The organism is Paenibacillus canaveralius, from assembly GCF_047238265.1.
Taxonomy (GTDB): domain Bacteria; phylum Bacillota; class Bacilli; order Paenibacillales; family NBRC-103111; genus Paenibacillus_F.
In genome coordinates, this window is sequence record NZ_JBDFMM010000001.1 from 5660868 (window position 1) to 5687427 (window position 26560).

The 26560-nt window shown below is 55.4% G+C and carries 20 protein-coding genes; 5 read left to right on the forward strand and 15 right to left on the reverse strand.

What is annotated here, in order from left to right; all coding sequences use genetic code 11:
• Positions 1-102 precede the first annotated feature (102 nt).
• From ABC395_RS25585 to ABC395_RS25625, 9 genes are all read right to left on the reverse strand, one after another.
• Positions 103-957 carry a diguanylate cyclase domain-containing protein gene (locus tag ABC395_RS25585; protein ID WP_103995497.1) on the reverse strand — a complete coding sequence of 285 codons (855 nt, stop codon included), beginning with the start codon at positions 955-957 and terminating at the stop codon, positions 103-105.
• Entirely contained in the window at positions 947-2425 is a 1479-nt protein-coding gene (locus ABC395_RS25590; RefSeq protein WP_413006804.1) for a cellulose biosynthesis cyclic di-GMP-binding regulatory protein BcsB, read from the reverse strand. Before ABC395_RS25590 ends, ABC395_RS25585 begins: the two co-directional genes overlap by 11 nt.
• Positions 2328-3038 (reverse strand): cellulose biosynthesis cyclic di-GMP-binding regulatory protein BcsB, encoded by a 711-nt coding sequence (locus ABC395_RS25595; protein WP_413006523.1) that lies wholly within the window; start codon positions 3036-3038, stop codon positions 2328-2330. Before ABC395_RS25595 ends, ABC395_RS25590 begins: the two co-directional genes overlap by 98 nt.
• A gap of 46 nt (positions 3039-3084) precedes the next feature.
• On the reverse strand, positions 3085-4338 hold the full coding sequence (locus tag ABC395_RS25600; RefSeq protein WP_413006524.1) for a glycosyltransferase family 2 protein: 1254 nt from the start codon (positions 4336-4338) through the stop codon (positions 3085-3087).
• A 10-nt stretch (positions 4339-4348) separates the two neighbouring features.
• Positions 4349-5899 (reverse strand): hypothetical protein, encoded by a 1551-nt coding sequence (locus ABC395_RS25605; protein WP_413006525.1) that lies wholly within the window; start codon positions 5897-5899, stop codon positions 4349-4351.
• A complete protein-coding gene (gene wsfD, locus ABC395_RS25610; protein ID WP_413006526.1) occupies positions 5877-7436 on the reverse strand; it encodes a glycan biosynthesis hexose transferase WsfD in 1560 nt (519 codons plus the stop codon). Before wsfD ends, ABC395_RS25605 begins: the two co-directional genes overlap by 23 nt.
• 20 nt (positions 7437-7456) lie before the next feature.
• Complete coding sequence (locus ABC395_RS25615) at positions 7457-8587, reverse strand: hypothetical protein (protein WP_413006527.1); 1131 nt, start codon at positions 8585-8587, stop codon at positions 7457-7459.
• Positions 8588-9013: 426 nt separating this feature from the next.
• Positions 9014-10924 carry a family 20 glycosylhydrolase gene (locus ABC395_RS25620; RefSeq protein ID WP_413006528.1) on the reverse strand — a complete coding sequence of 637 codons (1911 nt, stop codon included), beginning with the start codon at positions 10922-10924 and terminating at the stop codon, positions 9014-9016.
• A 454-nt stretch (positions 10925-11378) separates the two neighbouring features.
• Entirely contained in the window at positions 11379-14981 is a 3603-nt protein-coding gene (locus ABC395_RS25625; protein ID WP_413006529.1) for a polysaccharide lyase family 8 super-sandwich domain-containing protein, read from the reverse strand.
• A gap of 313 nt (positions 14982-15294) precedes the next feature.
• On the opposite strand from ABC395_RS25625, the gene ABC395_RS25630 reads away from it, so the two are divergent.
• The 3 genes from ABC395_RS25630 to ABC395_RS25640 all read left to right on the forward strand — a co-directional run bounded on the left by ABC395_RS25630 (position 15295) and on the right by ABC395_RS25640 (position 18467).
• The gene (locus tag ABC395_RS25630) at positions 15295-16782 is read left to right on the forward strand and encodes a peptide MFS transporter (protein ID WP_413006530.1); all 1488 of its coding nucleotides are present in this window, start codon (positions 15295-15297) and stop codon (positions 16780-16782) included.
• A 233-nt stretch (positions 16783-17015) separates the two neighbouring features.
• The gene (locus ABC395_RS25635; RefSeq protein WP_413006531.1) at positions 17016-17285 is read left to right on the forward strand and encodes an ArsR/SmtB family transcription factor; all 270 of its coding nucleotides are present in this window, start codon (positions 17016-17018) and stop codon (positions 17283-17285) included.
• 66 nt (positions 17286-17351) lie between these two features.
• Positions 17352-18467 (forward strand): alkene reductase, encoded by a 1116-nt coding sequence (locus ABC395_RS25640; protein ID WP_413006532.1) that lies wholly within the window; start codon positions 17352-17354, stop codon positions 18465-18467.
• Positions 18468-18670: 203 nt separating this feature from the next.
• Here the strand turns inward: ABC395_RS25640 and ABC395_RS25645 are convergent, their stop codons facing one another.
• From ABC395_RS25645 to ABC395_RS25670, 6 genes are all read right to left on the reverse strand, one after another.
• Positions 18671-19486 carry an SDR family NAD(P)-dependent oxidoreductase gene (locus ABC395_RS25645; protein ID WP_413006805.1) on the reverse strand — a complete coding sequence of 272 codons (816 nt, stop codon included), beginning with the start codon at positions 19484-19486 and terminating at the stop codon, positions 18671-18673.
• A 24-nt stretch (positions 19487-19510) separates the two neighbouring features.
• Complete coding sequence (locus ABC395_RS25650) at positions 19511-19942, reverse strand: MarR family winged helix-turn-helix transcriptional regulator (RefSeq protein WP_413006533.1); 432 nt, start codon at positions 19940-19942, stop codon at positions 19511-19513.
• 72 nt (positions 19943-20014) lie between these two features.
• Positions 20015-20773 (reverse strand): SDR family NAD(P)-dependent oxidoreductase, encoded by a 759-nt coding sequence (locus ABC395_RS25655; RefSeq protein ID WP_413006534.1) that lies wholly within the window; start codon positions 20771-20773, stop codon positions 20015-20017.
• Positions 20774-20976: 203 nt separating this feature from the next.
• Positions 20977-22404, reverse strand: a complete 1428-nt coding sequence (locus ABC395_RS25660) for an alanine/glycine:cation symporter family protein (protein WP_413006535.1) — start codon at positions 22402-22404, stop codon at positions 20977-20979.
• 114 nt (positions 22405-22518) lie between these two features.
• Complete coding sequence (locus ABC395_RS25665) at positions 22519-22686, reverse strand: hypothetical protein (protein WP_413006536.1); 168 nt, start codon at positions 22684-22686, stop codon at positions 22519-22521.
• A 271-nt stretch (positions 22687-22957) separates the two neighbouring features.
• Entirely contained in the window at positions 22958-23881 is a 924-nt protein-coding gene (locus tag ABC395_RS25670; protein ID WP_413006537.1) for a putative RNA methyltransferase, read from the reverse strand.
• Between the two features lie 333 nt (positions 23882-24214).
• On the opposite strand from ABC395_RS25670, the gene ABC395_RS25675 reads away from it, so the two are divergent.
• Both ABC395_RS25675 and ABC395_RS25680 read left to right on the forward strand, forming a co-directional pair.
• Complete coding sequence (locus tag ABC395_RS25675) at positions 24215-24679, forward strand: MarR family winged helix-turn-helix transcriptional regulator (protein ID WP_413006538.1); 465 nt, start codon at positions 24215-24217, stop codon at positions 24677-24679.
• A gap of 85 nt (positions 24680-24764) precedes the next feature.
• Entirely contained in the window at positions 24765-26225 is a 1461-nt protein-coding gene (locus ABC395_RS25680) for an MFS transporter (RefSeq protein WP_413006539.1), read from the forward strand.
• The last annotated feature ends 335 nt before the right edge of the window (positions 26226-26560 follow it).

Sequence of the window (26560 nt, forward strand, 5' to 3'; positions counted from 1 at the left end):
CCGGGCTGCCGGCGGTAAGAATCAATCTCTCCCCGAAGACCGGCCTCTATACAAAAAAAGCGGCACGCTGAACAACCCGGCGTGCCGCTTTTATTCATTTTCCTACACGTCATACTCCAGTTGTTTCTTCGCCTGGACGATAAAGTCGATCGGTGAATGGATCGTGTCCGCCTGATACTGGACCGCGCCCATTTTCAAACTGAGGTCAACCTTGTATTTCTGGGCAAAATCCCGGGTATTGAACTCCTCCAGGCTTTGCTTGATCCGTTCCATCACGACTTTGACTCCGTCACGGTCGGTGAACAGCAGCAGCCCCCATGTGGCGTCTTCCTTGTCCAGCAAATACAGGGCATCATTGGTGCGGATGCTGGCCTGGCTGATTTTGGAGACGTCGATAATGGCTTCCGCAAGCTGTTCGTCGCCGATGAGCGGGCGGATTTCGTTCCAGTACTTCACCTTGATGACGAGCAGCGTCAGCGGAATGTTATACCGGGTCGAAATCCCCGCGAACACACTCGCATCCTTTCTGAACGCGATGCTGTTCTTCAGGTCCGTACGCTCGTCCAGCGTCGCCAGCCGGGCCTTCTGCTTCTGCAGATCGTCGTTCTCGGCCTGGAGCTGCCTCGTCGCGGTCGTAAAGAGCCAGATGACCACGGTCAGCACCGGCGTCATGATCAGCCAGAAGTAAGTCGATACGCCGATGGTCTCCCCGCGGGTTACCGTCTCGTACAGAATGTAGGTCCCGTACCCGAAAATGAACACGATGTTCAGAATAAGCCCTGCCGTGACCGTCGTGAAATAAGTGACGACTACAAAGAAGAAAGCAAGGTTGAGGAAAATGAGATTTTCCACATACCTGTTCGGGTCCCCGGCGGTAAAAGCGACGCAGACGTTGCACAGCACCAGCAGCACCAGGAAAGCGATGTCGGACAGAAGCGAACTACGATTAACTTTCATCGCGGCCACCTCTCTTCTTCAAATGTTTGCGGATCAGCAGGATGAGCGAGAGAATCGCAAGAGCGGCGACCAGCACGAAAGCGACAAGGAAACCGAGAACGTCGCCGCGCTGCAGCACGTCTTTCACCAGAGATTGATCTCCCTCGCCCGCTTCTTTCTTGAACCGGTAGGCGCCGACACTGCCGTCCTTATCGGTCATGACGCCGTCTCCGTATACTTTCCACTTGGCGTTCTCGTTAGCGATAAGCTTGGAGGCCAGATAATAGTTTTCGGCACGGGCTCCCGTTACGGCCAGAAAACCGTTGCCCGCATGGAAAGGCGACGCGAGAAGCTGAAGCGTCCCCAGCCGTTTTCCGTACTCGGTTTCTATGCTTATTTTTTCGTTGGACAGAATGCCTTCGCCCTTAGGGTCGTACTTGAAGTACAGATTTTTGTTGTTTTCCTGGATAAGCTTGTTGTCGATAAACGTGCCGATGGCAATAATATTGGAATCTTTCAGCTCGTCCGAGCCTGCCGTATCCTTGTAAAAACGGACGTCTCCGGTGTTGCCGGCGGCATATTGGCCCAGCAGATTGAACACATTCGAAACGGAACGGTACGTGTAGTCATCCTTCGCTTCGGGAAGCACGACCGCCACGCGGTTGTACACTCCGTCACGCAGGAACGGATACGGATAGTTGTTGAACAGCATATCCGTCCGGTCCTTCGTTTTGAAATTGATCATGGAATCCTTCGTAAGGTAGGCCCAAGGCGTCTGATTTCCGTTCTGCGTACAGGCGGCACTGACCATCTGCAGGTCAAAAGCGGCCGTCACGGAGAAGTTGCCGGATACCGCGGCGTTGGACGGAATAGCGAAAACAGCCTTGTCTCCGTTAGCCATTTCCTTCGTCAGTTTTTTGCTGCCGATCGGGATGCCGTTAATGGAGACCGTTACGAGGGAGCGGTTGAAATCAAGATTCTGGGCATACCGGAAGTCGAGAGTAATCTGACCGGCATCCGCAATGGACCGGTTCGTCGGCAGAGACACGAAATAGCTCTTCTCCTGATGGCCCGGCCCTCTCAACTCGTCACCGGTTTCGGTGAACGTCACCTGGGTGCTGTAAGAAACGGGAGGCGTCGCCACATCGGTGCTCTCCTCGACGATCTTGAGGTCGCTGTCCGTCTGTTCCATCAGGGACGGATTGGCGACGAAACGGCCGGCCTGAACGAGCAGCTTCGGATTCTGGGAGGTCACGACCAGCGTCGGCTGCGTATCCTTGTTCACCAGTTGGACGACGGCCTTCGTGTTGTAATCCTGCTTGCTCAGCAGTCCCTTGATTCCTTCCGGAAGCCGGTCGTAGAGCCCGACGAGGACAACCGCCTGCTTGTCCTTAAGCACATCGGCCCGGTAAGGCAGCAGCGGGATATCCTTGTCCGCGTTTTTCTTGGCCTTGGCGAATCCGGAGAGCGCGTATACGGCCGTCTCCAGCTCGGCGGGATCGCCGTTGTCCGGTACCGCCAGGACGCTCTGCCCGGCGCCGACCGTATCCAGCCCCGCGAAACGGTGGCTGAAGTCGTTGATGGCCGCTTTCAGCTCCCGCGTTCGTGTAAGCCACATCGATACTCGATGTCGTGAACAGGCTGAGCCAGTGATCGGGCGCATCGTCCGGCGCGCACACTTCGTTATCGACCGTGCGGATGTATCCGGCGATCTCCAGCATGTTGCTGCCCTTCTTCAGCCATTCCTTCGGCACGGACACCGAAAGACGCTGGCGCCCGTTATCGGCGGCCACAGGGCGGAACGAATGAAACGCATGGCCGTTTACGGATAAAGTGACACTGGATATCAGTTCTTTCGCCAGCTGCGTGGCCTGATAGTCCAGATTGATTTTGACAGTCTCGACGTTCCAATAGTCCATCAGCTCGAAATATTTCTGCCTGGAACTTACGGCACCAGATAACGATGCTTCGCTTTCGGTGAACGGAGTCTGATACGTACGCGCTTCCCCGTTCGCGGGAGCAGCCGAGGCGCCCTGACCGAACTGGGCCGCGAATATCGATAAGAGGCAGATGAACAGCAGCCATTTTTTCATAGTCATCATGGAATTCTCCTGTACTCGATTTTTCGTTAAAAACTTCCTAAGCGCCTTAATAGCGTTCGGTTTTATACCATTTTACTTCCCGGCCGAAAAGTTGATCTTTGAAATAGTGATAAAGGCCGTAAGCGGCGACCGCCATCCACATCTGGCAATAGGATACGTACATGAGCATGATGATCCAGACATTGGAGAGGTTCATCTCACCTTTTTCGGTGGTTAACGTAACATAAGTGCCTACTACAAAGAGGGTGACCGCCAGCAGCCACAAAAACGTACTGAAGCTTGCGATAGTCGTATGTACATAACCCAGTGCATTGAGCACAAGCAGAACATCGGAGGTCAATAGCGCCGTCACCAGAAGGAAGTAGATCGACAGCAGATAGAGGATATCGAACCGGATTCTCTTCGCTTCGGGATGAAAGAGCAGCTTGCAATTCTTTACGATCACGTAAATGTTGCCCTTGGCCCAGCGGGTCCGCTGTTTGAACCACACTTTGACGGTCTGCGGTTCCTGTTCCCACGTGACGGCCTTCGGCTGGAATTTGATGCGGTAGCCCATCATGTAGATCCGGAAGCTGATTTCGGTATCCTCGGCGATCGCCTTCACGTCCCAGCCCCCGATGCTCTCCACGATATGCCGCCGCATAATGAAGTTGGTGCCCGGAATAGTGCACAGCTTGAACAGCTTCCACCTGCCGGCTTGAGCCATCCACTGGAACGACAGCGTCTCGATGTTGATGAAGCGCGTAAGCAGATTCACGTCCCGGTTGCGGGTGCGGAACTTGCCGATAACGGCTCCGAGCGAAGCGTCGTTCGTGATTTCCGCCACCAGGTACCGCAGCGCTTTTCTCTCCGGCGTGTTGTCGGCATCGTAGATGGCGATCAGCTCGCCCTTGCTCTGCGCGAAACCCAGATTGAGCGCGTTGGATTTCCCCTTGCCTCCCGTTACGGAGTCGGTATTGATGATAATGAGGTTGCGTCCGGGGTTCCTCGTCTGGATGCCGGCCAGCAGCTCCGCGCTGTTATCCGAAGAATTATCGTTGATGACGATAATTTCATACCGGTCGTGCGGGTAATCGAAGGCCAGCAGCGCTTCCACCGTCTGGCTGATCACTTTGCCTTCGTTGTGAGCCGGGACCATAATCGTGACGAAAGGTTCTTCTCCCGCCGGAATGTCCGGTATAGGCTCTCTTTCGGTTTGCACGTAATAAAAGTAGCCCGCGACAATAAGCAGAACGTTAACAAGAAGAAGGGACCAGATGCACAAGACCGCTATCACCATCAGGTAGTCTGAGATAGTCATGGAGAGCTCCTTATTTCAAATATTTTTTGCGGTACAGACGATATCCGACCACGATCAAACCTCCGAAGACAACCAGGGACACCATAATAATGATGATAAAAATCCGGTTTTGGACGCTGATTGCCCCTGCCAGGCTCTGCTGCTGTTTCTTCTCGTATTCATAATCGGCGCTGATTTTTTGGGGCGTATATTCCGTATTGACCGGACTGCCGTTGATCGTGACGGCTCCCCGTGAGGATGCGACGACGATGTCTCCCGCTTTCACCTCATGGCTTCCGGCTTTATAATCCGCGAACGGGATTCCGGAGGAGCCCAGCGTTCCGACAGCTTCTTCCATCTCTTGCTTGCTCCCGAAAAAGTCATAAACGACGGCGGTATCCATCGGGAAGGCGGGTACCGACCGGTCCGCGGCGCCGAACTGCCGGAGAAAGCCCATCGGCATACTGTACGGGGCGGACGTGAAAGGCTTCGACGTATCGGACGGATCGATGTACAGCGTCTTTACATCCGGAAAAAGTACCGCGGAATCGAAGAAGCCGAGACCGGACTTCGCGTATTCCTTGTCATACGCCCAGTACATCTCCGTGCCGACTCCGAGCGGAGCCACTCCGTATTTCACGAGGACGGAAATAAACCAGCTCATCTTCTGCCGCAAGTCGCCGCCCTCCCGGCTTACTCCGTCCAGCACGACCGGAGCGTTGACCAGAATGCTTCCGTTGCGGGTCTGCACATATTTCAGCGCTTCCGCATACCGCTGCATGGCCGGGAAGTCGGTGTTGTTGAATACGGGCCGGATGCTGATTACAAAAGGAATTCCCGCTCCGTACAGCCGATCCGCCGTCTCTTCAAGCAGATCCAAGTCGGAGAAGGGATAGATCTCTTTGAGAACCACATAGGCTTGGCCGTCCTCTTCTATGCGAAGCCATTTCTTCAGCACGGAAGCCATGGCGAGCTCGCTCAAATTGCCTTTCTGGAAATAAGGGACGTACGCCGTTCCGCCCGCCTCGGCGCTGAAAGGCGTCTTGCGTCCGCTTCCGCTGAGCGTAATCGAGCCGTACGTGTTTCCGCCCGTCTGCGTCAGCACCTCGATATCCCGGACGGGGACGTTCGGCTGCGTCCGCTTGTCCGCGGCAATCTCGGCGGTGTCGCGGCTGACTTCCTCCGTTGCGGCGGAGAGTTTGTCGCGGACCGCCGGAGGCAGCTGATAGCCCGCATGGAGGTAAGCGCCCGGATAAACGGCCAAGTCGTCCAGATACGCCCGGCTGCTTATCCGGATATCCCCGTCGTTGACGACGGTAACGACGTTGGTGTACGCCTGCATCGTTCCCTGCTTGTACCGGTCGATACTCGATACGGTCACCTCCGCATGATAAGAGGCCAGAAGCTGCCGGAGCACGGTCACATTGCCTTCGCGCGGCGTCCCTTTGGCCAGGCTGTCGTAGAGCAGCAGCACCTTGACGGGCTGGGAGCCGGCAGCGGACACGGGCGGCAGAGGGAGCAGCGCGAGGACGAGCAGGAGCAGGACCGGCAGGCTGATTTTATAGGCTTGGATGCTGCGCAAGCGCGTTCCCACCTTTCCCGGCTGAGGTGCGGATTTCGTCCGCTCCGTCCGCATAGTCGTGATTGCGCATCAGGCGGCGGCTTAATCCGTCCGCAACCGCCATAAACGTGACGAGGTCGAACGCGACCGTGAACAGAAATTCGTGCTTCGCGAGGTCCGCGTCCCCCGCCCCGATGATCGAGACCAGAATGCCCGCCAAACCGATAAAAATCATCGTGACGATCAGTAGGAGACGCTGGGCAAGCCGGGGGTCGCGGGCCCGGAAAGCGGCGACAAACGAAGGCATGTACAGGCCGACGATGACTACGATCCAGATCACGATGAAACCGTACGTTTTGGGCGACAAGCCTTTCTTCATCACACTATAGCCGGAGAAGAAATCCGCGTGCGTCCCGAACGGTTTTCCGGCGGAGGCTTCGTAGTTGCCCATTGCCGTAGGCCGGATCGTAAAAGCATCCTTGGCCGCCACATTCAAGATGGAATGCAGCTTATCCGGATGAGTGACATAATAGGCCAGAATGGAAACGAACCCGTAGCGGCTGTAGAAATCTTTTTCCAGCATGGGTGAATTCACGTCTACGGTAGCGTAGGGCTCGTAAAAAATGCTCCCTTTCAGGATCGCGTACTGCTTGTCGATCTCGAACGACTTCAGCGTGTCTTCGGGATTTTCAGACTGCATCAGAACTCCGCGTGTCATGGCGTGATACTGGTTGATATTCACGAACTCCTTGGAAATCATGGCGTAAGTCGCCACCCCGGCTAAGAACAGCAAAACCAGCGAGGCCGCCGTCAACAGCCGGAAAAGCTTCTCTTTGCGGATCCACAGGAGAACCACCGCCATGCAGGCGACGATAAGGCCGACGGGGGCGTTCTGCTGCTTGGACGTCGTCAGGATAAGCGTGCTGATTACGAACAGGGCCAGCAGCGCGTAATCGTTGTATCTTTTGCGGTACAAAAGCAGCCAGGACGCAAAGACGAACAGCATCATCACGTACACGATGCTTTCGCCGAAGAAGGAATTGAAATAGGCGGTGTAGCCCGTGTCACCGAACATAAAAATAGCCAGGAGAGCAATGAGGTAGCCGTGTTTCCTGGCTATTTTCCAGGTCAGAGCTTCCACCAGCAAATACACGGCGGCCGTCAGCAGCAGCGTAAAGAGCAGCGCCTGAAAACGGATGTCGAATACAACCGAGCTGAACAGAAGCTGGTTTAACAGAAGCGCCGCCTTAATGAAGAGCGACTGGGATGACACGATGGTCGTGCCGTTTTCGTTAAAGTACTGGTAAATGCCGTACTGCTTGACGAAATAGCCGAAGCGCTGGCTGTCGTAATCCGGCAGATTGAAATAAAGGCCCTCGCTGTAAATGCTGCGGAAAAAGTCCCCGTTATCGGCTACTCCGATATACGGAGGAACAAATAAGGCGAAGCCGGTGATCAGCAGAACACCCAAAGCGGCCAGCAGAGCCGGGGAAACATAGCGTCCCGCCAGCATAAATCCTTGCAGAATACGCTCTTTGATGGATTTTTCCGTCGTCATCCGGATCACCTTCTTTCGTGTTAGTAAGTATAAGCGAGCAAAGCCATCAGATTATCGAAGGAGTAAGCCTGACCGGATGCGGTATCGCCGAATCCTCCGTTAAGCGGGCTGCCTTCGTCTTTCACCTGATAGGCGTTCATTCTCTGAATGCTGTCCCGATAAAGCGGGGCATCGCCGATCTCCGAGCCGATCATCGCCGTGATCGCGTAAATCGCCGTAGACTGCACCTGGTTCGCGGGCTTGCCGTCTTTCGTATAACGGCCGTACAGGGTTCCCGCTTGTACGTGCTCCTTGATGTAACGGATGGAAGCCGGATTCGGTTCACCGGCTTCCGCCAAATGCAGCACCGTCAGCAGAGATTCCACCATATTGATCTCCTCAGAGACATAGGCGTTCTTCTCGTAATCGAACCGTGTTTCGTAAAAAGGAAACGCATCGGACAAATACCCTTTTGAGATAAGACCTTTCATATGATCCAGGAGCGTTTGTCTTGAAGCATCCGGCACAGGCAGCATGCCGAGCGTCCGCAGATCGATATAGCAGAGCGTTACGAACTTGTTCGTAATCCCGTACGTTTCATCGTAAAAATCGTAAAGTTTGCCGTCCTTCACGTTCGTCTCGTAAAACCGCTTGCCGTATTTCTCCGCTTCCTTGGCGTAATCCGGTTCGTCGAAGGCTTTGGCCGCCTCGGCCAGAGCCCGGATGATCCGCAGGTCGTCCACGGCCGCGTTGAGCGGATATTTCTTCTGCCGCTTGGGGCTGTACCGGTAGCTGAAGCCCTGCTTCAGATCAAACGTCTGCTTGGCCAGCGCCCAATGCTGCGCAAATTGTTCTTTCCGGCCGGACCGCGCGTCTTCCCTCATTTGGAGCGAAGCGGATTCGCTCAGCACTTCACGGCCCGTGGCCGCTTCCCCGGCTTCATCCGTTTCTTTGAAGTTCGTAAACACGCCGAATGGACCCGTCATGCGGGTCTTTATAAAAGCATACAACGCCTCGCGTTCATTCTGCACGTTGATGATTTTTCCATTCTGCCCGGCCGGTTCTCCCGAAGGGACCGGCATCGGGGAAGCTTCATCCGTCTTCCGGTTGAACGTCAGGAACAAAATCAGACACAAAATGACACCGAGCATGATCAAAGTTCCTTTCTTCAAGCCTTCACTTCCTTAATGTAGGTATTCTTCTAAATCGCCGTTATCTATGTTCACGCTTAAAATCCGCTTTTCTTGCCAAAATATTCTACTTCTTAATACTGCCACAAAGTCACAAATCAAAGCAATGCCCCTTCTATTAAATTTGACATAAGGCGACATTAAGAAAAGCCGCAATCACGGTTTCCCGTCATGCACGGCTTTCGTCCGAAACGCTTTCTATAACGCGGCAGCCGACTCCTTTAAAAAGAAGCATAACCCGCACCGCTCGTAACTTCCGGCGCAAGGTGCCCGGCGTCACATGACGGTGGCCAACCATGAGACAGGAATGTACCTGTCCGCCCGGTTTCCCGTAAAAAAGAAGACCCTCCCTGAAAGGGGAAGGGTCTTCCGGCCGATCCTTGCGGGCTGCCGATTCCGGCGTCCGGTTTAGAACGGATTCATGACGTGGAAAAAGACGTTTGGCGACGCCATCCGGTAGTAGAAGCTGCACCAGCCGACGCCTTTGTTCGTGAACCGGTTAGACGTGCTGTACAGCAGGCGTTCCTGCTCCAGCTCCTCGATCCGGCCGATCCGGCCTTCGGCATAGTCCAGAAGCCGGACGGAAGCCGTGTCCAGACGGCTCAACACGCCGCCGTACCGGATGTCGATGATTTCCCATCCGAAAGGCTTGAACATGCTCAGCCACTGGGTTCTGTGAGCGGCACGCAGGGCACGCACCGCTTCCGCGATCTCCGGAAGCACATCTTCCGCGATACGCTTCAGCGTATCCTTGTCGCCCGTATCGTACGCGCGCTTGAGTTCGATGCCGATCTCGCTCTTGCGCTTCAGCACGCCGGCCAGTTTCTCCGGCACGTCGAAGATATAATCGAGCGCCTCGGCCGGGTTGCGCCTGCTGCGGATGTCCTGCTCCACTTTCGCGTAGTGGGCGGACATCTCCAGACCCTCAATCTGCTTGTCGAACAAGCCGAGCAGCACATCCTGATACAGCAGGAACTTCGACGGGTTGCTCTGCTTGCGGTTGTCGGGCTCCGAGCCCGGCGTCTCGTCCAGATATTTCATCTGGAGATAGGCTTCCGCCTCTAGGCCGGTACAGAACTTCACACGCTCGGCGAGCACTGCCCAGTCCGGGGAACCCTCCGTATACGCGTGCTCCGCGTAGAACTGCAGGCCGAGCAGCGCGATGTACGGGTTGCTCTCCATCCCGTCGTCGCCCCACATGGTGGCATAGGCTTCACGGATGCCGTGCTTCTTGTTCACGCGCAGCGCGGCGTCGGTCGCTTTCAGCGACAAGCCGTAGTTCACGCCGAACGTGTTGAACACCCAGACGCCGCCGGCGTAGACGAGATTGCAGCCGAGCGGAGCGTGCTGGGCAATCTGGCTTTCGTAGTCTTCTTCTTCGGTATGGACGTAATCCCAATACACCAGGTCGACGTCTTTGGGAATACGGGCGGCCATTTCAGCCGGAATTTGCGTATCCTTGTTGTAATGCTCGCTGCCCGTGCCGGAAGCCAGCTTGAGGAACATATCGCTCCACATCATCGCTTTCAGTCCGCGGCGGCGCGTCATGTCCAGCACCTTATCCAGGTGGGAAATCATAATGTCAAAACGGCTCGTAAACCCGTTCTTGTCCAAATATTTGCCGCGGCCCAATTCTTCCGCCTCGTCCATGCCGATGTGGATTTTACGGCTGCGGAACGGAGCGCTGGCCGCATCGATCATCTTCTCGACGAGCTCGTCCGTTTTGTCGTAGCCGACCAGAAGAGCGCCCTTCGTGTCTTTGTATTCCTTGACGGGCTCCCATTTCAGGAATTCTTCCAGGTGGGCAAGCGTCTGGATGCTAGGAAACGCTTCGATACCGAACTGATCCGCATAATCGTCGATCTCTTTCAATTCCGCTTGCGTGTAGCGCCCGCGCATATAGCCGAAATACGGCTGTCCTTCGATCTCATACGTATCCTCAAGATACAGCATGACCGTATTCATGCCCATCAGTGCCATTTTGCGGATCATGAATTTAAAGCTTTCAATCGTCAGCACACCGTTGCGGGACAAGTCGAACATCGGCCCGACTACGTCCAGATGCTGCTTCTCCCGGATGCTGAACGCCTCTCCCCCGCGTCCGTGCTGCACAAGAAGGCCGAGCGCGCGGTAAAACTGGTGCTTTTGTCCGTAACGGATGTAAGCCGATCCCTGCTCCAGGCCCACTTCCAAATCGCCGGAAGACGGCTCCACGGCAACTTTCAATCCGTCTTCGCCCTCCGTGACGGAAAGCTCCTGCAGCAATACCTGAAGACCCGGCTGCAGACCTGTCAAATCTCCTTCGAAACGCAATTTCATTAGCGGTTTCCTCCCCGATTGTTTTCCTGTTCCCGGCTTCGCCGGTCTCTTTTTGTATGGGCATAAAGACCGAATCTCACGATGACTGAAAGCTCTTTACACCGTTTCATCGAGTCAAAAGCTTCAATAAACTCCGAATAAGCCTGTCTCCGCACGGACAGGGTAATTTCCCTCCCGCAGAAACTCTCCTCAAAAAGTCCGGGTCCTTGCCGAACGGATGCGTGTAACCGTTTTTTTCACCCAGATACTACGTTCTACAGACCGACGGATTGTCCTTCTCGCAACCGTATTCAAATAATTGATTAGGTTAAAAGAAAATGTTTTCAATGCGGCATTAAAACATTCCGGTACGGGAGCCGCTCCCACGAATGAAAAAAGCTGCCCCGTCAGGTCCGGAGACCGCGGGACAGCCTTTATATAGATGAAACCCGAAACGAATATATACGTCCGTTTTCTATGGAGCCGTAATTTTCAGAACAGGCCGGCTTGCGGCTGCGGCATTTTCCTTGCTCGCATAGCTGGCGTACGTATCCGAGCCGTTAGTGAGGGAGCGGATCTCAACGGCTATCCTCTTATCCCCGGAAGCCAGGGCCCGCTGTACCGCCTCCGAAACGTCGATCATGACAGGACTGCCGGCGGCAGGCACTTTCCACTCGGCCAGAGGCAGGCCCGGCACAGGTTTGGTGCTCCAGGTCAGCGATTTCTCGTCCCACTGCGCGGAAACGAGCCTGGCCTGATGGGTGACGGCCTTGGCCGGAGAATCAATCGGCATCAGGACAATCGCAGCCCGGCCGGCTGCGCCCGTATACGACGATAGGTCGAACTGAACGAGGGCGCTCCGGTTGTAGCTCACCGCCTCGTTCTTCACTTCCATGAAGCCCGCGGTTCCGTAGTTCGTGCCCGCATAGCTGCCGTCCCTTACAGTCGCGTCGCCCTTGGCGGGAAGCGTGACGGCGGCAGCGTTCGAGAACTTCGCGCGGAACGTCCTGCCGTAAGAACCGTTTACGTCCACCGAGAGCTTCAGCGTCGGGCTCGACTGAATAACCCCAATCCCCGGTTCCAGGAAAACGGCGCCGCTGTAGCTGCGGTTGATTTCGACCTGAATCGTGCCGCTGTTCTGCTGGGTCGGATCGGAGACGGAAACGTCCAGTCCGTCCGCGCTTTCTTTGACCAGAACGGAGGCTTTTTTATCCACGGTCAGGAAATCCGTGCCGTCCGCTTTGACCGTCTTGATACCGTCCTGCCAGAAATTTGCGGCGGTCAGGTTCAAGGTTTTCTCTTTGACGGCCTGGACCGCCGTCGTGTTTTCCAGAATGGCGATATCCGGATTGGCGGCATAGCCCTGCACCTGCGCCCGGCTGCGGTTCGGCAGCGTGACATAGCTGTAGGAAGCGTTCGAAGGATTCACGCCGTGATCCATCCAGAGAGTCAAATAGTCGGCGCTTTTCATTTCCTTGTAGCCGCTCAACACCAGCTTGGGACGGTAGCTTGCATTCGGATTCTCGCGGCTTGCGTAAGCGACCGTTCCGTCCGGGTCCGCAGGCGACGAAGCATAGATGCGCAGGGAGAACACCTTCCGGTTGTTCGCCAAGGCGTTCTGCAGCGCCTGGGACACGTCGATCGTGACGGGGGTTCCCGCCTGCATGCCCGACCACTGCTGGACCGGACTAAGCGGACTCGAGACCGGTTTGTTCGTCCAGAGCAGGCCGGTTTCCGTCCAGGAGTTGTCCGGAACCCATTCCGCCGTATGCTGGACCGCTTTAGCCGTAGGTCCGATCGCAGTCGGGACGAGCGTGACTTTAGCGCTGTCGAACTTGACTTGCCCGGGCACGAAATTCGTCAAGTCGAACTTCAGATACGTTTCTCTGGCGTAGCCGTTGGCGTCGTTTTTGACAACCACCGTCGGCTCCGCGCCATGGTTTCCTTCATTGGAACGAACATAAGAATCTTCCGTTCCCATTACGTTATACACGCCGGGCGTCGCCTCGTTGATTTCGTTCCAGGAGCCGGTTCTTGTTTCACGGGACGCCTTCAAAGCGGCCGAACCCGGGAAATAGTACCCTGTACTGGACGATTCCCCGCCCGTATTGCCCTGCAGGTACGCCCAGTTCGTTCCGGGCAGAGCCGACGACCAGCCGGAAGCCGCAGGCTGGGCCGTTCCGTTCACGGCGAACTCGTTGCCTCCGGCAATCTTGCGGTTCTCCACGATAGTCTCCACCTTGCGGGGAGAACTGTCCCATCCGCTGCCGGTCTGGCCGGAATTCGTGATACCCGCTCCGAGCGATACGATCTCGTCATCGAACATGAACCACGACTTCTTCGCCGTCAGATTGGAGGGAGTCAGAATGGCCCCTCCGCTGCCGATATCGCCGGGCGACTTCAGGTCCATGCCGGCGGCGCCGTAAGTTCCCAGCAGCTCCGCGCCGCCCGCCCACCGGTTCGGGCTCAGATAGCTTGTCCAGTTGCTGCTGTTCGTACGGGTCTGCGTATCGACGGTTGTGCCCGGGAGCCGGTACCGGTTTACCGTCGGCCAGAAGTTGTCGTACTGGCCGCTGTCCGCGTTGTACAGGTAAGTCATCCCGTCCCCGGTATACCAGCCCTGTACGTTGTTTTTATTGCCCGATTCGTATTTATCGACCCGGTTGGACGACAGGCTGAGCCCGAAACCGAAGCCCGGGCGCAGGTGCACGGCACGGTCCTGGTTCGCGTAGATCGAGGTTCCCGTCTTCTCCCCTCTGGACGGAACCGGCGAATTTGCGATCTGTTTGAGCTGAAAATACTGGTACATCGAAGAGGAATCCAGAATCTGATTGGTGGTATCCTTGCTTAACCAGTATTTCAGCATGCCCTGAATGGCCTGCTTCGGGTTGTCCGGGTACTTCTCCCCCATCTGTTCATTCGTGGACGGAGCCGTAAGCAGGAGGTAACCGATGGAGGCGATGAGCCCTTTGCCGGTCAGAACCGGTCCGCTGTCCGTATTTCCCAGCGCCGGTCCGTAGGCAATGTTTCTGCCTCTTACCATGTCCATTACATTGCCGTCGTATATAAACGGCTCTACGGAATCGAACACCCACTTATAAACGTTCCATTTGCCCGCATCGGTCACGTCCCACTGGGTACCCTGCAGCGTGTATAGCAGGATTCCGATATCGTTCAGCAGAGTGGTTCCGTAGCCCCCGATATAGGGCATCGCCGCGTGCTGGATAAAGGAACCGTCCTGATAAAAGCCGTCGCGGGCCGGCGTATTCGGAGCCGAAGCCGGATTCACGTACGCAAAAACGCTGCCGAGCGCGTCCCTCGCGTTCGTTATTTTGGCGGCATCTTTCACCAGAATGCCCCGGTAGGCGACCGAAACGGCCTGATCGAGCAGATTGGCTCCGGTCATAACCGGGCTTCCGCTCACTGTTCTTGCCGCCGAATCCGGAATAAACCGGTTCACCGCATTCATATAATTCGTTAGCCGGACGGCGCTTAAATCATCCCGCATCAGAATGCCGATCTTGGTCAGCGCCTGAGGCACGCCGATCTGCCAGTGATACCAGTTGCCGTAAGGAGTCACGCTTGTGTTGTACTTCTGCGTATAAAGCCAGTCGAGGGCGCTCAGCACGTCATTTTTCAGAGCCGCATTTCCGTAAAAGGAGGAGCCCGGCGTATAGTATGCCGTAATCATCGATAGCAGGCGGTTATACGAATTGGTGATATCCCCCGATTTTGTATAGCTGTCCGTGCTTGTAAAAGGGAGGTCGATCCACAAATAAGTCCGGTCCGCTCCGCGGTTCAGGATATCCCACATTCCTTTGCCGCTTGAGCAGGGGGCCGAGGCTGCCGCACAGGAAGAAACGGCGCTGTCCATTTTGGCAAGCTTGTCTTGCAGAAGAGGGTCGGAAACAGGAAGGGAGTATTGATCGTCTCCCAAAATCAAATGAAGCAGCTTTAAACGCATGCCGTCATAAGCATCCTCCGCCCGGACCGGCCGCGTTCCCGCACCGAACAAGGTAAAGACAAGGGAAAAACAGAGGATCACGGCAAGATAAGATGTTTTTGTCAGACGGTACATGGGCATACCTCCTCCATTTTATTAAGAGTACTATGAAAGCGCTATCTTTTCCATCATACGGGATTATATCGTCTTCAACGTGCAACTTTTTTACTTGTATGGGTCTTATTTTGACTTCCATAATTTACATTTTTGACTTTAATAGCATTTTTCTAGTAATCTGATAAAGTGGCTTCTTGCACCCCTCACGTCATTATAAGCATTCTTTGCCCTGCGAGATTGTAACTTATGACACCTGGGTATTATATCTTATGGGAAAAACTTACTTGGCTCCGCCCAGAAATAGAATCGTTTAAACAGGGGAGATTGGTTTATGCCGGCTATCGACAAACAGAAAATCGTAGAAAGTGTACCCCAAAAGGGGTTTTTCGGACATCCCAAGGGGCTGTTCACCTTATTTTTTACAGAGTTTTGGGAGCGATTTTCCTATTACGGAATGAAAGCTATCCTTGTTTTTTACATGTATTACGAAGTGACCCGCGGCGGTCTCGGCTTCCCGGAAGGAACCGCATTGGCCATTGTGTCCATTTACGGTTCCCTCGTGTATATGTCGGGGATCATCGGAGGTTGGCTCGCCGACCGGCTGCTCGGTACTTCACGAGCCGTGTTCTACGGCGGAATTCTGATCATGTTCGGGCATCTCGTGCTCGCCGTGCCGGGGAATGTCGCTCTCTTCTTCGTCTCGATGGTGCTGATCGTGCTCGGTACCGGGCTGCTTAAGCCCAACGTATCCAGTATCGTAGGTGAAATTTACAGCGAACAGGATACCCGCCGCGATTCCGGCTTCAGTATTTTCTATATGGGAATTAACCTGGGCGGTTTCCTCTCTCCGCTTATCGTGGGAACGGTGGGAATGAAAAACTTTCACCTCGGCTTCGGCCTTGCGGCTATCGGGATGTTCCTCGGACTGGTTCTGTTCGTTCTGACCAAGAAGAAGAACCTCGGGCTTGCCGGAACTGTCGTCGCTAACCCCATGTCCCCTGCCGAGAAGAAGAAAGTTTTCACGATTATGGGAATAGGGATTGTCGTAGTGGCCGTCCTGGTTGCCATCGCCATCCCGGCGGGCCTGCTGACCTTCTCCACGTTTATCAAGCTCATCGGGGTGCTCGGTCTTCTGATTCCGACGATTTACTTCATCGTTATGTACAGAAGCCCCAAAACCACGGCGGTAGAACGCTCGCGCCTCGTGGCTTATATCCCGCTGTTTATCGCGTCGATCATGTTCTGGGCCATTCAGGAGCAGGGCTCCACGATTCTGGCCAACTACGCGGATAAACGGACCCAGCTGGACTTCATGGGCCTGAACATTTCGCCCGCCTGGTTCCAGTCGCTCAATCCGCTGTTCATTATCGTTTTCGCGCCCGTCTTCGCGTGGCTGTGGATGCGGCTCGGCGACCGCCAGCCGACGATTCCGAAGAAGTTCTCGCTCGGCCTGCTGTTCGCCGGCTTGTCCTTCCTCGTCATCCTGCTGCCGGCCTACTTCGGCGGAGACGCCCTGGTGAATCCGCTGTGGCTGGTGCTCAGCTACTTTATCGTCGTAGTCGGCGAATTGTGCTTGTCGCCCGTCGGCCTATCCGCTACGACGAAGCTTGCGCCCGCGGCCTTCACGGCCCAGACGATGAGCCTGTGGTTCTTGTCCAACGCGGCGGCGCAGGCGATCAACGCGCAGATCGTCAAGTTCTACACGCCTGAGACGGAGATGGTTTATTTCGGCGTTATTGGCGGAGCCGCCATCGTGCTCAGCCTGGTGCTCTACGTGCTGTCTCCGAAAATTCAGGGCTACATGAAGGGTGTAAAATAAAATGTTTACGGCGAACCTCCGGTGCAAACCGGAGGTTTTTTAGCTTCCGGAACTTAGAGAGACGCGGAATACGCCCCTTTTCTGCTGCCGTTCTCCGGGCCGCCTATCCTCTTTGCAAAGCATTCTCCTGCTCACTAGCATACCTTTAGAACCATTGACAATAATTCCCTGTTGAATTACGATATTTCCAGAAACACAAAAATACCAGCAATTCTTGAAAGCGGGTTTTCGCAGTGACCGATGATTGCGCGGTTAAAGTCTACAAAGCTCTCGGCGAAAGCACGCGTTTGCAGATCGTCCGGATGCTGGTCAAACGGCGGGAACTGGCCTGCCTGGAGATGGCCGGATTGTTGAATAACACGGCCGCCTCCACTTTGACGCATCACTTGAAGCCGCTTCTCGAATGCGGAGTGATTGCCGTCCGTAAGGAAGGAACGTTCCGTTACTACCGCATACAACGGCATGTTCTGGAACAATACGCGCCTTATCTGCTTGGAGAGTAACCCGCACACTTGTTATTTCGGTATTTGCAGAAATATAAAATTAACAAATAACGGAGGAGAGTTACGATGGCTGAGGACAAAGGAGTCTTTGAAGCAACCGGCATAAGCACTTGGGGGAAATTGCAGGACGGGCCGGAAAGCAAGCTGTTCGAACCGGTGAAAATCGGAGCCTGGAGCCTTCAAACCCGTACGGCCATGGCCCCGATGACCCGCTGTTTCGCGGATGACAAGACAGGCGTCGTCGGTGATGACGTAGCCGAATATTACCGGAAGCGGGCCGCGGACGGAATCGGCCTGATCATTTCCGAAGGCATTGTGGTCAGTCCCCGCGGCAAAGGGAATCCGGGGGTTCCCGGCCTCTACACCCGGGAGCAGATCGACGGGTGGAAAAAGGTAACCGAAGGCGTACATGCGGAGGGCGGCACGATTATCGCGCAGATCTGGCATGTGGGCCGCTTGTCTCACCATGAGATTGCCGGCGGTTTGCCGCCGCAAGCCCCATCGGCCATCCGGGCGGAAGGGAATGTGGCGCGGTTGCGCAAGCCTTATGACACTCCCGAAGAGATGACCCTCACGGACATTCAGGAGCTGGTCGGCCAATTCGCCCAGGCGGCCCGCAACGCGATTGAAGCCGGCTTCGACGGCGTCGAAATCCACGGGGCGCACGGCTATCTGATCGACCAGTTCAATTCGGAGGCAAGCAACCGTCGGACAGATCGATACGGCGGCGACCTTGCGCAGCGGTTAACGCTGACGAAAGAAGTGCTGAAGGCGGTTATCGATGCGATCGGGCCGGAGAGAACGCTGATCCGTTTCTCCGCCCACAAAGTCGATGACCCGGCTTATATGTGGGCGGATCCGGACAGCGCCATCCGTACCTTCACGGAGGCGTTCCGGGAAGCGGGCGCGACCATGATCCATCCTTCCACCATGCAGTTCACCCGGGTGCTTGCCGACGGAAAAACGATGCATGAGCTCGTGCGCAAATACTGGGACGGCGTTATCGTCGGCGTCGGAACGCTGGACCCCCAAACCGCGGAGCAGGCTTTAGCCGAGGGAACGATTGATCTGGCCGCTTTCGGCCGTCCGCTTATTCCGAATCCGGACTTTATTCACCGTTTGAAGAACGGTGAAGCGCTGGAGGAGTACGACGCGAAGCAGCATCTCGGCGTCCTGGCTTAACCTCCCGAACTCACCGCCGTTTCCCCGCCGCATGTCCGGCTCCCCACAACAAACAAGCTGACACCGCTCATCCAGCAGTGTCAGCTTGTTTGTTTGTTTTAGTCCCCGCCTGCACGGCTGACAGCCGCGCGGGATCGGGCCAAGCCCCTCATGTCAGCACCGGCCGCATGGCCCCGGCACGATGCCTCCCGAAGACGCTTGGCTTAGCCCTGTGTCCCTTGAGCCTGGGCCATGAACGCTTTAAAATCCGGAACGGTCGGATTAGCCAAGTAGTGCCCGCCTTCGACCTGAATCGTCTGGCCGGTAATAAACTTCGATTCGTCCGATGCCAGGAACAGCACGGTGTAGCCGATATCGTCCGCTTCGCCGTGATATGGCAGAGCGTTATACTTCGCGAAAATATCCAGCACCGGCTGCGGCATGTTGTTCTTCGCCGCAGGGGTCAGGATCAGACCCGGTGCGACACCGTTGCAGCGGATGTTGTCCTTGCCGTACTGAGTCGCGATATACCGGGTCAGGTTCACGACGGCCGCCTTGGACGCACCATACGCGGAGCGTGTCGCATCCGAGGCGAAACCGGCCATCGATGCCGTATTGATGATCGAGCCGCCTCCGGCTTTGATCATATGCGGAATCGCGAACCGGCTGCCGAGCAGCACGCTTTTCAGATTGACGTTCATGAGACGGTCCCATTCTTCGAGATCCATGTTCACGACGTCGACGTCTTTCTTCAAATTGGTCAGACCCACATTGTTAAAGAGAACGTTCAAAGTGCCGTATTGTTCCACGGTAAAATCAACGGCCTCGCGGATCGATTGTTCATTAGAAGCATCCAGGAAGGTGGCTGTCGCTTCTCCGCCTGCGCTCTTGATTCTTTCAGCCGCTTCTTTCGCGCCTTCGACGTTAAAATCGCCGATTACGACTTTAGCCCCTTCTTTCGCAAGCAGTGCTGCCGCGGACAACCCGATGCCGGACGCCCCGCCTGTTACTAAAGCTACTTTACCTTGTACTCTTCCCATCATAATAACCCCCTGTATGCTTGCTTAATCCTTATCCTTGAAGTTTTTAAGCAGCTTCTCGTAAATGGACAGAAATTGTTGGATCTCTTCCTCGTTCAGCACCTGGAACATCTCAATGCGCAGTTCCTGGCCTTTCTTCTGGGCTTCACGCAGGACGGTAATTCCCTTATCCGTAATCGCCAGAAACACGTTCCGGCGATCGCTCTCGTTATATCTGCGCTCCGCAAGCCCCAGCTTCGTCAGCCTGCCCGCTATATTCGTCATAGCCCCCGGCGTGTAGCCGAGTTTGGCGGCCAGCACGCTCTGCTTCTGAGGACCGTGCTGGTTGAGTTCGGCCAGAGCGATAATCGGAGAAATCCCTATATTAGGCTGAAAAGATTTCGTCCAGCGGATAATCGCTTCGTTCGTGAACAGTTCTACGGCATGGATCAGTTTGAAAACATCGGTTTTTTCCAAAGTAGCCTCCTTGACAGAAAAGTCATACAAGTAGGGCTGCTTGATCGGATCAGGTTAGGCAGCTTTCGCCGATTATCTCAGCTTCGTCGCTCCACCGTCAACCATAATGGTTTGTCCCGTAATGTAATCGGAATCCTCGCTCGCCAGGAATACGGCTACACGGCCGATGTCGCTTTCAAGCTCACCGAGTCTTCTCAGCGGAATTTTGGACAGCATCGCCTCATAATATTCCGGCTGCTCTTTAGCCCATTTCTGTATGCCCGGAGAGTTCGCGATCGGCGAAATGATATTGACATTGATGCCGAACGGTCCGAATTCATTGGCGGCCACACGGGAAATAGCCCGGATCGCTTCTTTCGCAGCCGCGTAAGAGGCTTGGTTAACGTCACCGTTAATGCCCGCTCCGGAAGCGAAGTTAATGATTTTACCTTGGGATTCTTTTAAATAAGGCAGTGCCGCCTGCATCAGATAAAAGGTCGGATAAAAGCCTGTGTCGAAGGACAAGTCGAGCACTTCTTGCGTAATCTGCTCGAACGGCATGTTCTTGGACGCATGGGCATTATTGACCAGAATATCCAGCCGGCCGTACTTCTCGGCAACCTGCTTCACGAGCCCTTCCAGCTTGTCATGCTCGGCCAGATCGGCCTGAATAAACATGGAATCGGGCCGGTACTGCTGCAGCTCCTGAACCGACTGTCTGCCGACCTCCTCGTTCAAATCGATGATGACGACGGTCGCCCCTTCTTTGACGAAGGCCATAGCCATGCCTTTGCCGATACCGGAAGCTCCGCCTGTTATTATGGCGACTTTGCCTTGTAATTTTTCAGACATGATAATATTCATCTCCCTTGCATATATTTTAACATCTAATAATTTAATAGTAAATAGTATCACGTTAAAGGGACGGGCAAACCAAACCTACACGGGGCGGCAAACCATAATGACGCAAAAAAAGACGTCCGGCATAAATGCCGGACGCCTTACTGGGGTGATCAAAATCTTTCGGTTAAAGGATTGAGGTCTTCCGGGCAGGTTTACGTACGGGATTTATCCGTTCCGTCCGCAGCCGGGTCCTCCCAGCACTCAAGGTCTTGCAGTCCCGGTACACTGTTTCTCGTGAAAACGGGGTCCTTGCCCGCTTTTTTCTGTTTCATATAGTCGTTCAATACCGCAAAAGCGATTTTGGATAACCAGGTGATCGCAATCAGGTTGACCACTACCATCAAGCCCATAAACAAGTCGGCCAGATCCCAGACGACCTGGACCTTGGCGACGGAGCCGAAAATAACCATGGCCAGCACCGCCACCCGGTAAAGCCGGACCCAAGCTTTATTGGAATGGAGGAATTCGATGTTCGTTTCCCCATAGTAGTAGTTGCCCAGCAGCGTACTGAACGCGAAAAGAAACACCATAATCGCGAGGAAACCGGACGCCCACGACCCGATATGAACGCTCAAGGCAGCCTGCGTAAGCTCGATGCCGTTAAGGCTCGGATCGGTGTACGCGCCGGAGAGCAGCACGATAAAGGCCGTGCTCGTACAAATGACCAGCGTATCGGTCAACACGCCGAAAGCCTGGATCAGCCCCTGCTTCGCCGGATGGGACGTCGTGGCCGTCGCCGCGGCGTTCGGCGCGCTCCCCATTCCCGCTTCGTTGGAGAACAGGCCGCGCTTCACTCCCTGGAGCAGCGCCGCTCCCAGCGAACCGCCTGCAATCTGCTCGATTCCGAAGGCGTTTTTGACGATCAGAGCCAGGACCTCGGGCATTTTCGTGATGTTCATCAGAACGATGAACACGGCGATCCCGATATACAATACCGCCAGCACAACAACGATGTACTCGGACATTTTCGCAATCCGCTTGACCCCGCCGAAAATAATCGCTCCGAAAACAAGCGTCATGATGATGCCGACCGTCAGACGATCCGTACCGAATGAATTTTCGAACGCGACCGTAATCGTATTGGACTGTACCGCATTAAACACCAGACCGAACGAAATCGTAATCAGGACGGCGAACAACGCTCCCATCCAGCGTTTCTTCAAACCCGTTTGCATATAATAAGCCGGTCCTCCGCGGAAGCCGTTCTTATCCTTGATTTTATAAACCTGCGCCAGCGTGCTCTCGACGAAACTGGAAGCCGAACCGATAAGCGCGATAATCCACATCCAGAATACGGCGCCGGGTCCCCCCAAAGCGACGGCGATAGCCACCCCGGTAATATTCCCGGTTCCCACACGGGCCGCCATACTGATACAGAATGCCTGGAAAGGCGAGATATTGTCGCCGGCGCCGCTCTTGGACTCGAACAGTACCCGCAGCATTTCCCGGATCATGCGGAACTGCATGAATTTCGACCGGTACGTAAAATAAAGACCGATGGCGATCAACAGGACAATCAACAGTTTAGACCATAGAAGGTCGTTCAGCAGATTAATCATACTTTGTAAAAAATCAATCATGGAGTACCTCGCTTGTCGGTTATTTTTTTGCACAGTATGATAAAAAACCTTTTAAGTATATCAAGTTTTCGCCGGTTGAGGTAGGATCTTAGTGCCTGTTTCAGATTTTGGAAATTAGCCGCTGCCTTGACGGGGAGACTGGGTACAAAGGCGTTGTTTGCTCCAGCGGATATCCGGTTTATCGGCGTCCTGCCCGGGCAAGCCGGCGTTCTTTGCCCGTTCCCCGGATTCGGCGGCCAGAAAAAGCGTAAACAGCAGCCAGGTCAACACCATTTTTCTCATCTTCATAAAACCTCCGGTAGCCGAAATATAAGCGGGTGACCGTATTATTCCCTTCTCCGCAAAAAAAAGCAGCCCCGCCGGATGGCAGAGCCGCTTGGTTAAAAGAATCGGGCGAAGCTGTATGGAGCTAACGCTCCCGCTGCAGTACGCGACGAAAAGATTTTTGCCCTAGTTGATCTTAACGGCTTGCGGCAGCGGATTCAGATTAAGACATCCTTCTCCCGCGGGATCGAAATTGTGGCCCCCGCAACAGCGCTGGCTTTTTGCCTCTTTAAATCAAAGGCCCGCGAAATCCTTCAGAAGACGGCTGTATGGGTCTGCCGCAAAGAACGGTAACGTCTACCGTGATTTCATCCGCTTCCATGGCCAAAGCCTCCCGCAGCCGGTCTTTTCCGGCCCCCCAGGCTAAAGGCGTCATGTCCAGCAGAGGCTCCAGCAGACCCGGCCGGAGCTGCCAGGTATACTTCAGCCGCCGGCTGTCCAAGAGCACGAAGCGTTCCCGGAACCGCTCCACGGCCTGGCGGCTTGAGTATGCTTCCCGCTGTGTGCCCGCATACAGCCTGCGGCGGATCTCACGCAGGTAATTTTGCTCGGGGACAACCTTGATCAGCAGCCCGTCCCCGCTTAACAGCCTGCCGAATTCCGCGTAATTGGAGGGGGACAGGATGTTCAGAATCACGTCGAACGAGGCTGCCCGGAAAGGCGCTTTCGCAAGGTCTGCCGCACACCACAGCGCTTCCGAATCTGTTTTGGACGCCAGCCGGACCCCTTCCTTCGCGAGGTCCATGCCGACCGCCAGCAAATCCCCTTTGGTCCGGCCGCTCACTTGTCTCTTGATACCCGATAAAAGAGAGCCTTCTCCGCAGCCGGCATCGAGTAGTCGAAGGCGGGAGCGCCGTTTATCCGGTGGAACGCCTCCCGCAATCCGTTCGGCGATCTCGTCGCGTATCGGATCGAAAAGCCCGTTTTCGTTTATGGTTTTGCGCGCGGCGAAAAGGTTTTTGCCGTACTTGCTCTTAACGGCTTGCGTCAGCAGATTCAGATATCCTTCTCTAGCGAGATCGAAATTGTGACCTCCGCCGCAGCGCAAGCTTTTTGCCTCTATCACGGTCATGTGCCCGCCGCAGACGGGACATTCGAATATCGTTTCATGGGCCGCCAAAAGCCGGACGGCCCCGTTTTTTCCCAAAGACATGCCAAAAACACCCCGTTCATTCGAAATAGTTGAATGAAAAAGGCACAGGTAAACAAACCCTGATCCATTTCGTAAAAAAACGGAAGAGTTTGGCTTAGCTGTACCTTTCATTAACGATATCGAATGAATTGGATGATCATGGTCCGCAGTTCTCCTCGCCGGTTGAATGGAAGAAGCGCCGGCTTCTTCTCTTTCGATTATAGCAGATAATCAAGAAGTCTTGATATTTCGACCGGGAGATGGGGAAGGCGGCCGCTGTTTCCGGTTTCATAGAGGTGCTTAATCCGGGAGATTTTCTTTGACAGCAGATAGTTTAGAACCTATACTAATTACATGGAAAAGAATAGAACTTCTCAGACTGACAACAGAACGGATGATACCGGCAGCGGCCGCAGTCTCGGCCGTCTGATCCTGCAGCTCCGCCGGCTTGAACGGCGGCCCCAGACTTTCGGAAGCGCGGGACCGCTCACTCCCAGCGAAATCCACACGATCGAGGCGATCGGAACCGAGGGCGGCATTCTTATGAGCGAGCTGGCCGGAAGGCTGGAGATCACCAAGGGAGCGGTGACTCAGCTTATTGTGCGCCTGGAGTCCAAGGGGCTGGTCGTGCGTTCACCGCATCCCGAAGATTCCCGGGGAACGCTCCTGTCGCTTACCGTCAAGGGAAAGGAAGCCCATGCGGCCCACGAAGAAGTGCATCGTGCTTTCTACGAACAGCTCCGGGAGCAGTTGACCGAGCAGGAAATCGACGTGTTCGATACCTGTATCGACAAATTGATCGCTTTTTTAAAAAAATAAAGACTTCATAGGGCCTGAACGACAGAGCATTATTTTTTTGGCTAATTAGTTTAGTATCTATACCAACTATCGGAGGTGACGGATTGTGCAATCCGCAGCAATAAGGACAAAGGAACTCCGCCCTTCGCTCATGGTAACGGCTATTTGCCTGGGCGCCTTTATTTCGCATTTTACGGCCGGGATCGTGAATGTCTCTCTGCCCCAGTTTGCCGCCATCTTCGGGACTACGCTCGGCACGGCCCAGTGGATTACGACCGGATACCTGCTCGTTATCGCTGCCCTGCTGCCTGTCATGGGTAAGCTGGGAGACCGCTGGGGCTTCCGTCTCATCCACAACCTCGGGTACGTCCTGTTCGGCGTCAGCTCCGTACTGGTGGCTTTCTCGCCGGGTATAGGGGCGCTGCTCGGTTTCAGAATCGTGCAGGCGGTCGGTGCGGCCATGTTTCAGGCGACCAATATGGCGCTGATTACCCTGCATCTCCCCAAAGAAAACCGGGGACGCGCGCTTGGCACGGTCAATACCGCCGTCGCTCTCGGCGCCATGAGCGGGCCTATCGCCGGCGGAATGGTTGCGGAGTGGCTGAACTGGCACTGGCTGTTCCTCATTCACGTGCCTGTCGCGGTTATCGCAACCGTGCTGGCTTTCCGCTATATTCCGTCCGCTCCCGCCAAGGAAAAGCGCCCGTCCGCTCCTTTCGATGCCGCGGGTGGTTTAATGTTCGTGGCGATCATCAGCTCCGTCATTTGGACGATATCCGGCAGTTCATCCAGGGGATGGCTGTCACCGGTATCGGTGTCCATGCTGGCTTTCGCGGCACTCCTGCTGGCCGTTTTCCTGATCTGGGAGCGGAGGCAGGCGAATCCGTTTGTTCCCGTACGGGCTTTCCGGATACCCGCGCTGTCCGCCGGGCTGATCATCAGCTGCGTGGCATTCGTGCTCGCCAACAGCTTCCTGGTCACCCTCCCGTTCTACTTGTCCGGAGTATCGGGGATGTCCCCGTCAGCCGCCGGAGCGGTCATGACGGCTTATCCGATTCTGCTCGCCGTCACCGGTCCGTTCGCGGGTCATTTATCGGACCGCTTCGGCTCGGGCCTGCTCGTCCTTCTCGGACTGCTTGCCATGGGCGGCGGAGCGGCTGTTTTCTCACTCGGCCTCGGGGGGCTGCCTATGGCGGGATTGACCGCCCTACTGGCGCTGGTCGGCCTGGGCATGGGCCTGATTACCTCGCCGAACAACAGCACCATCCTTCATCATGCGCCGAAAGAGCATGTTGGCTCTATCGGCGGCATGATCGCGTTGACCCGCAACCTGGGCATGGTCGTCGGAGCCGCTTTGGGGCTCGGGGTCGTGCAAGGGGCGGCTCAGTCCGCTTCTTCGGAACCGGACAGGCTTCTTGGCGCATTGAGTTCGGTGTTCGAAATCAACGTGTGGCTATGCGCGGGCGCCATAGCCCTGCTCGGCCTCAGCTTTTACCTGGAAAGACGGCGCCGGATTCAGCCGGAGCCGGCACCCGGAGTGCAGCCGAAAACGCAGACGCGCACCTGAGACCGGAGTAACCGTGCATGGAAGAGACGGATAGGCCAGCGAAGGTCCGCATGGTTGGGGACGGAAACGATAGCTGACCGGAACCGGCCGTACGCTCGGCGGAGGGAGCCGGATCCTGGCAGTTGGCAGTCTGGCGAGAGCGTGTTAGCCGCAGAGAACGCCATCGCCAGGACACCAACCGATACAGTGTGCGACCTAGCCGCAGGATGATCCCAAAACCTCTCCATCCTCTAAAAAAGCCCGTTTAGCTCAACAAACAAGCTAAACGGGCTTTTCTTCGCGATACGGTATCTCCGCCGCACACCGGACTAGCCGCACTCAACGGCCTCTTGCCG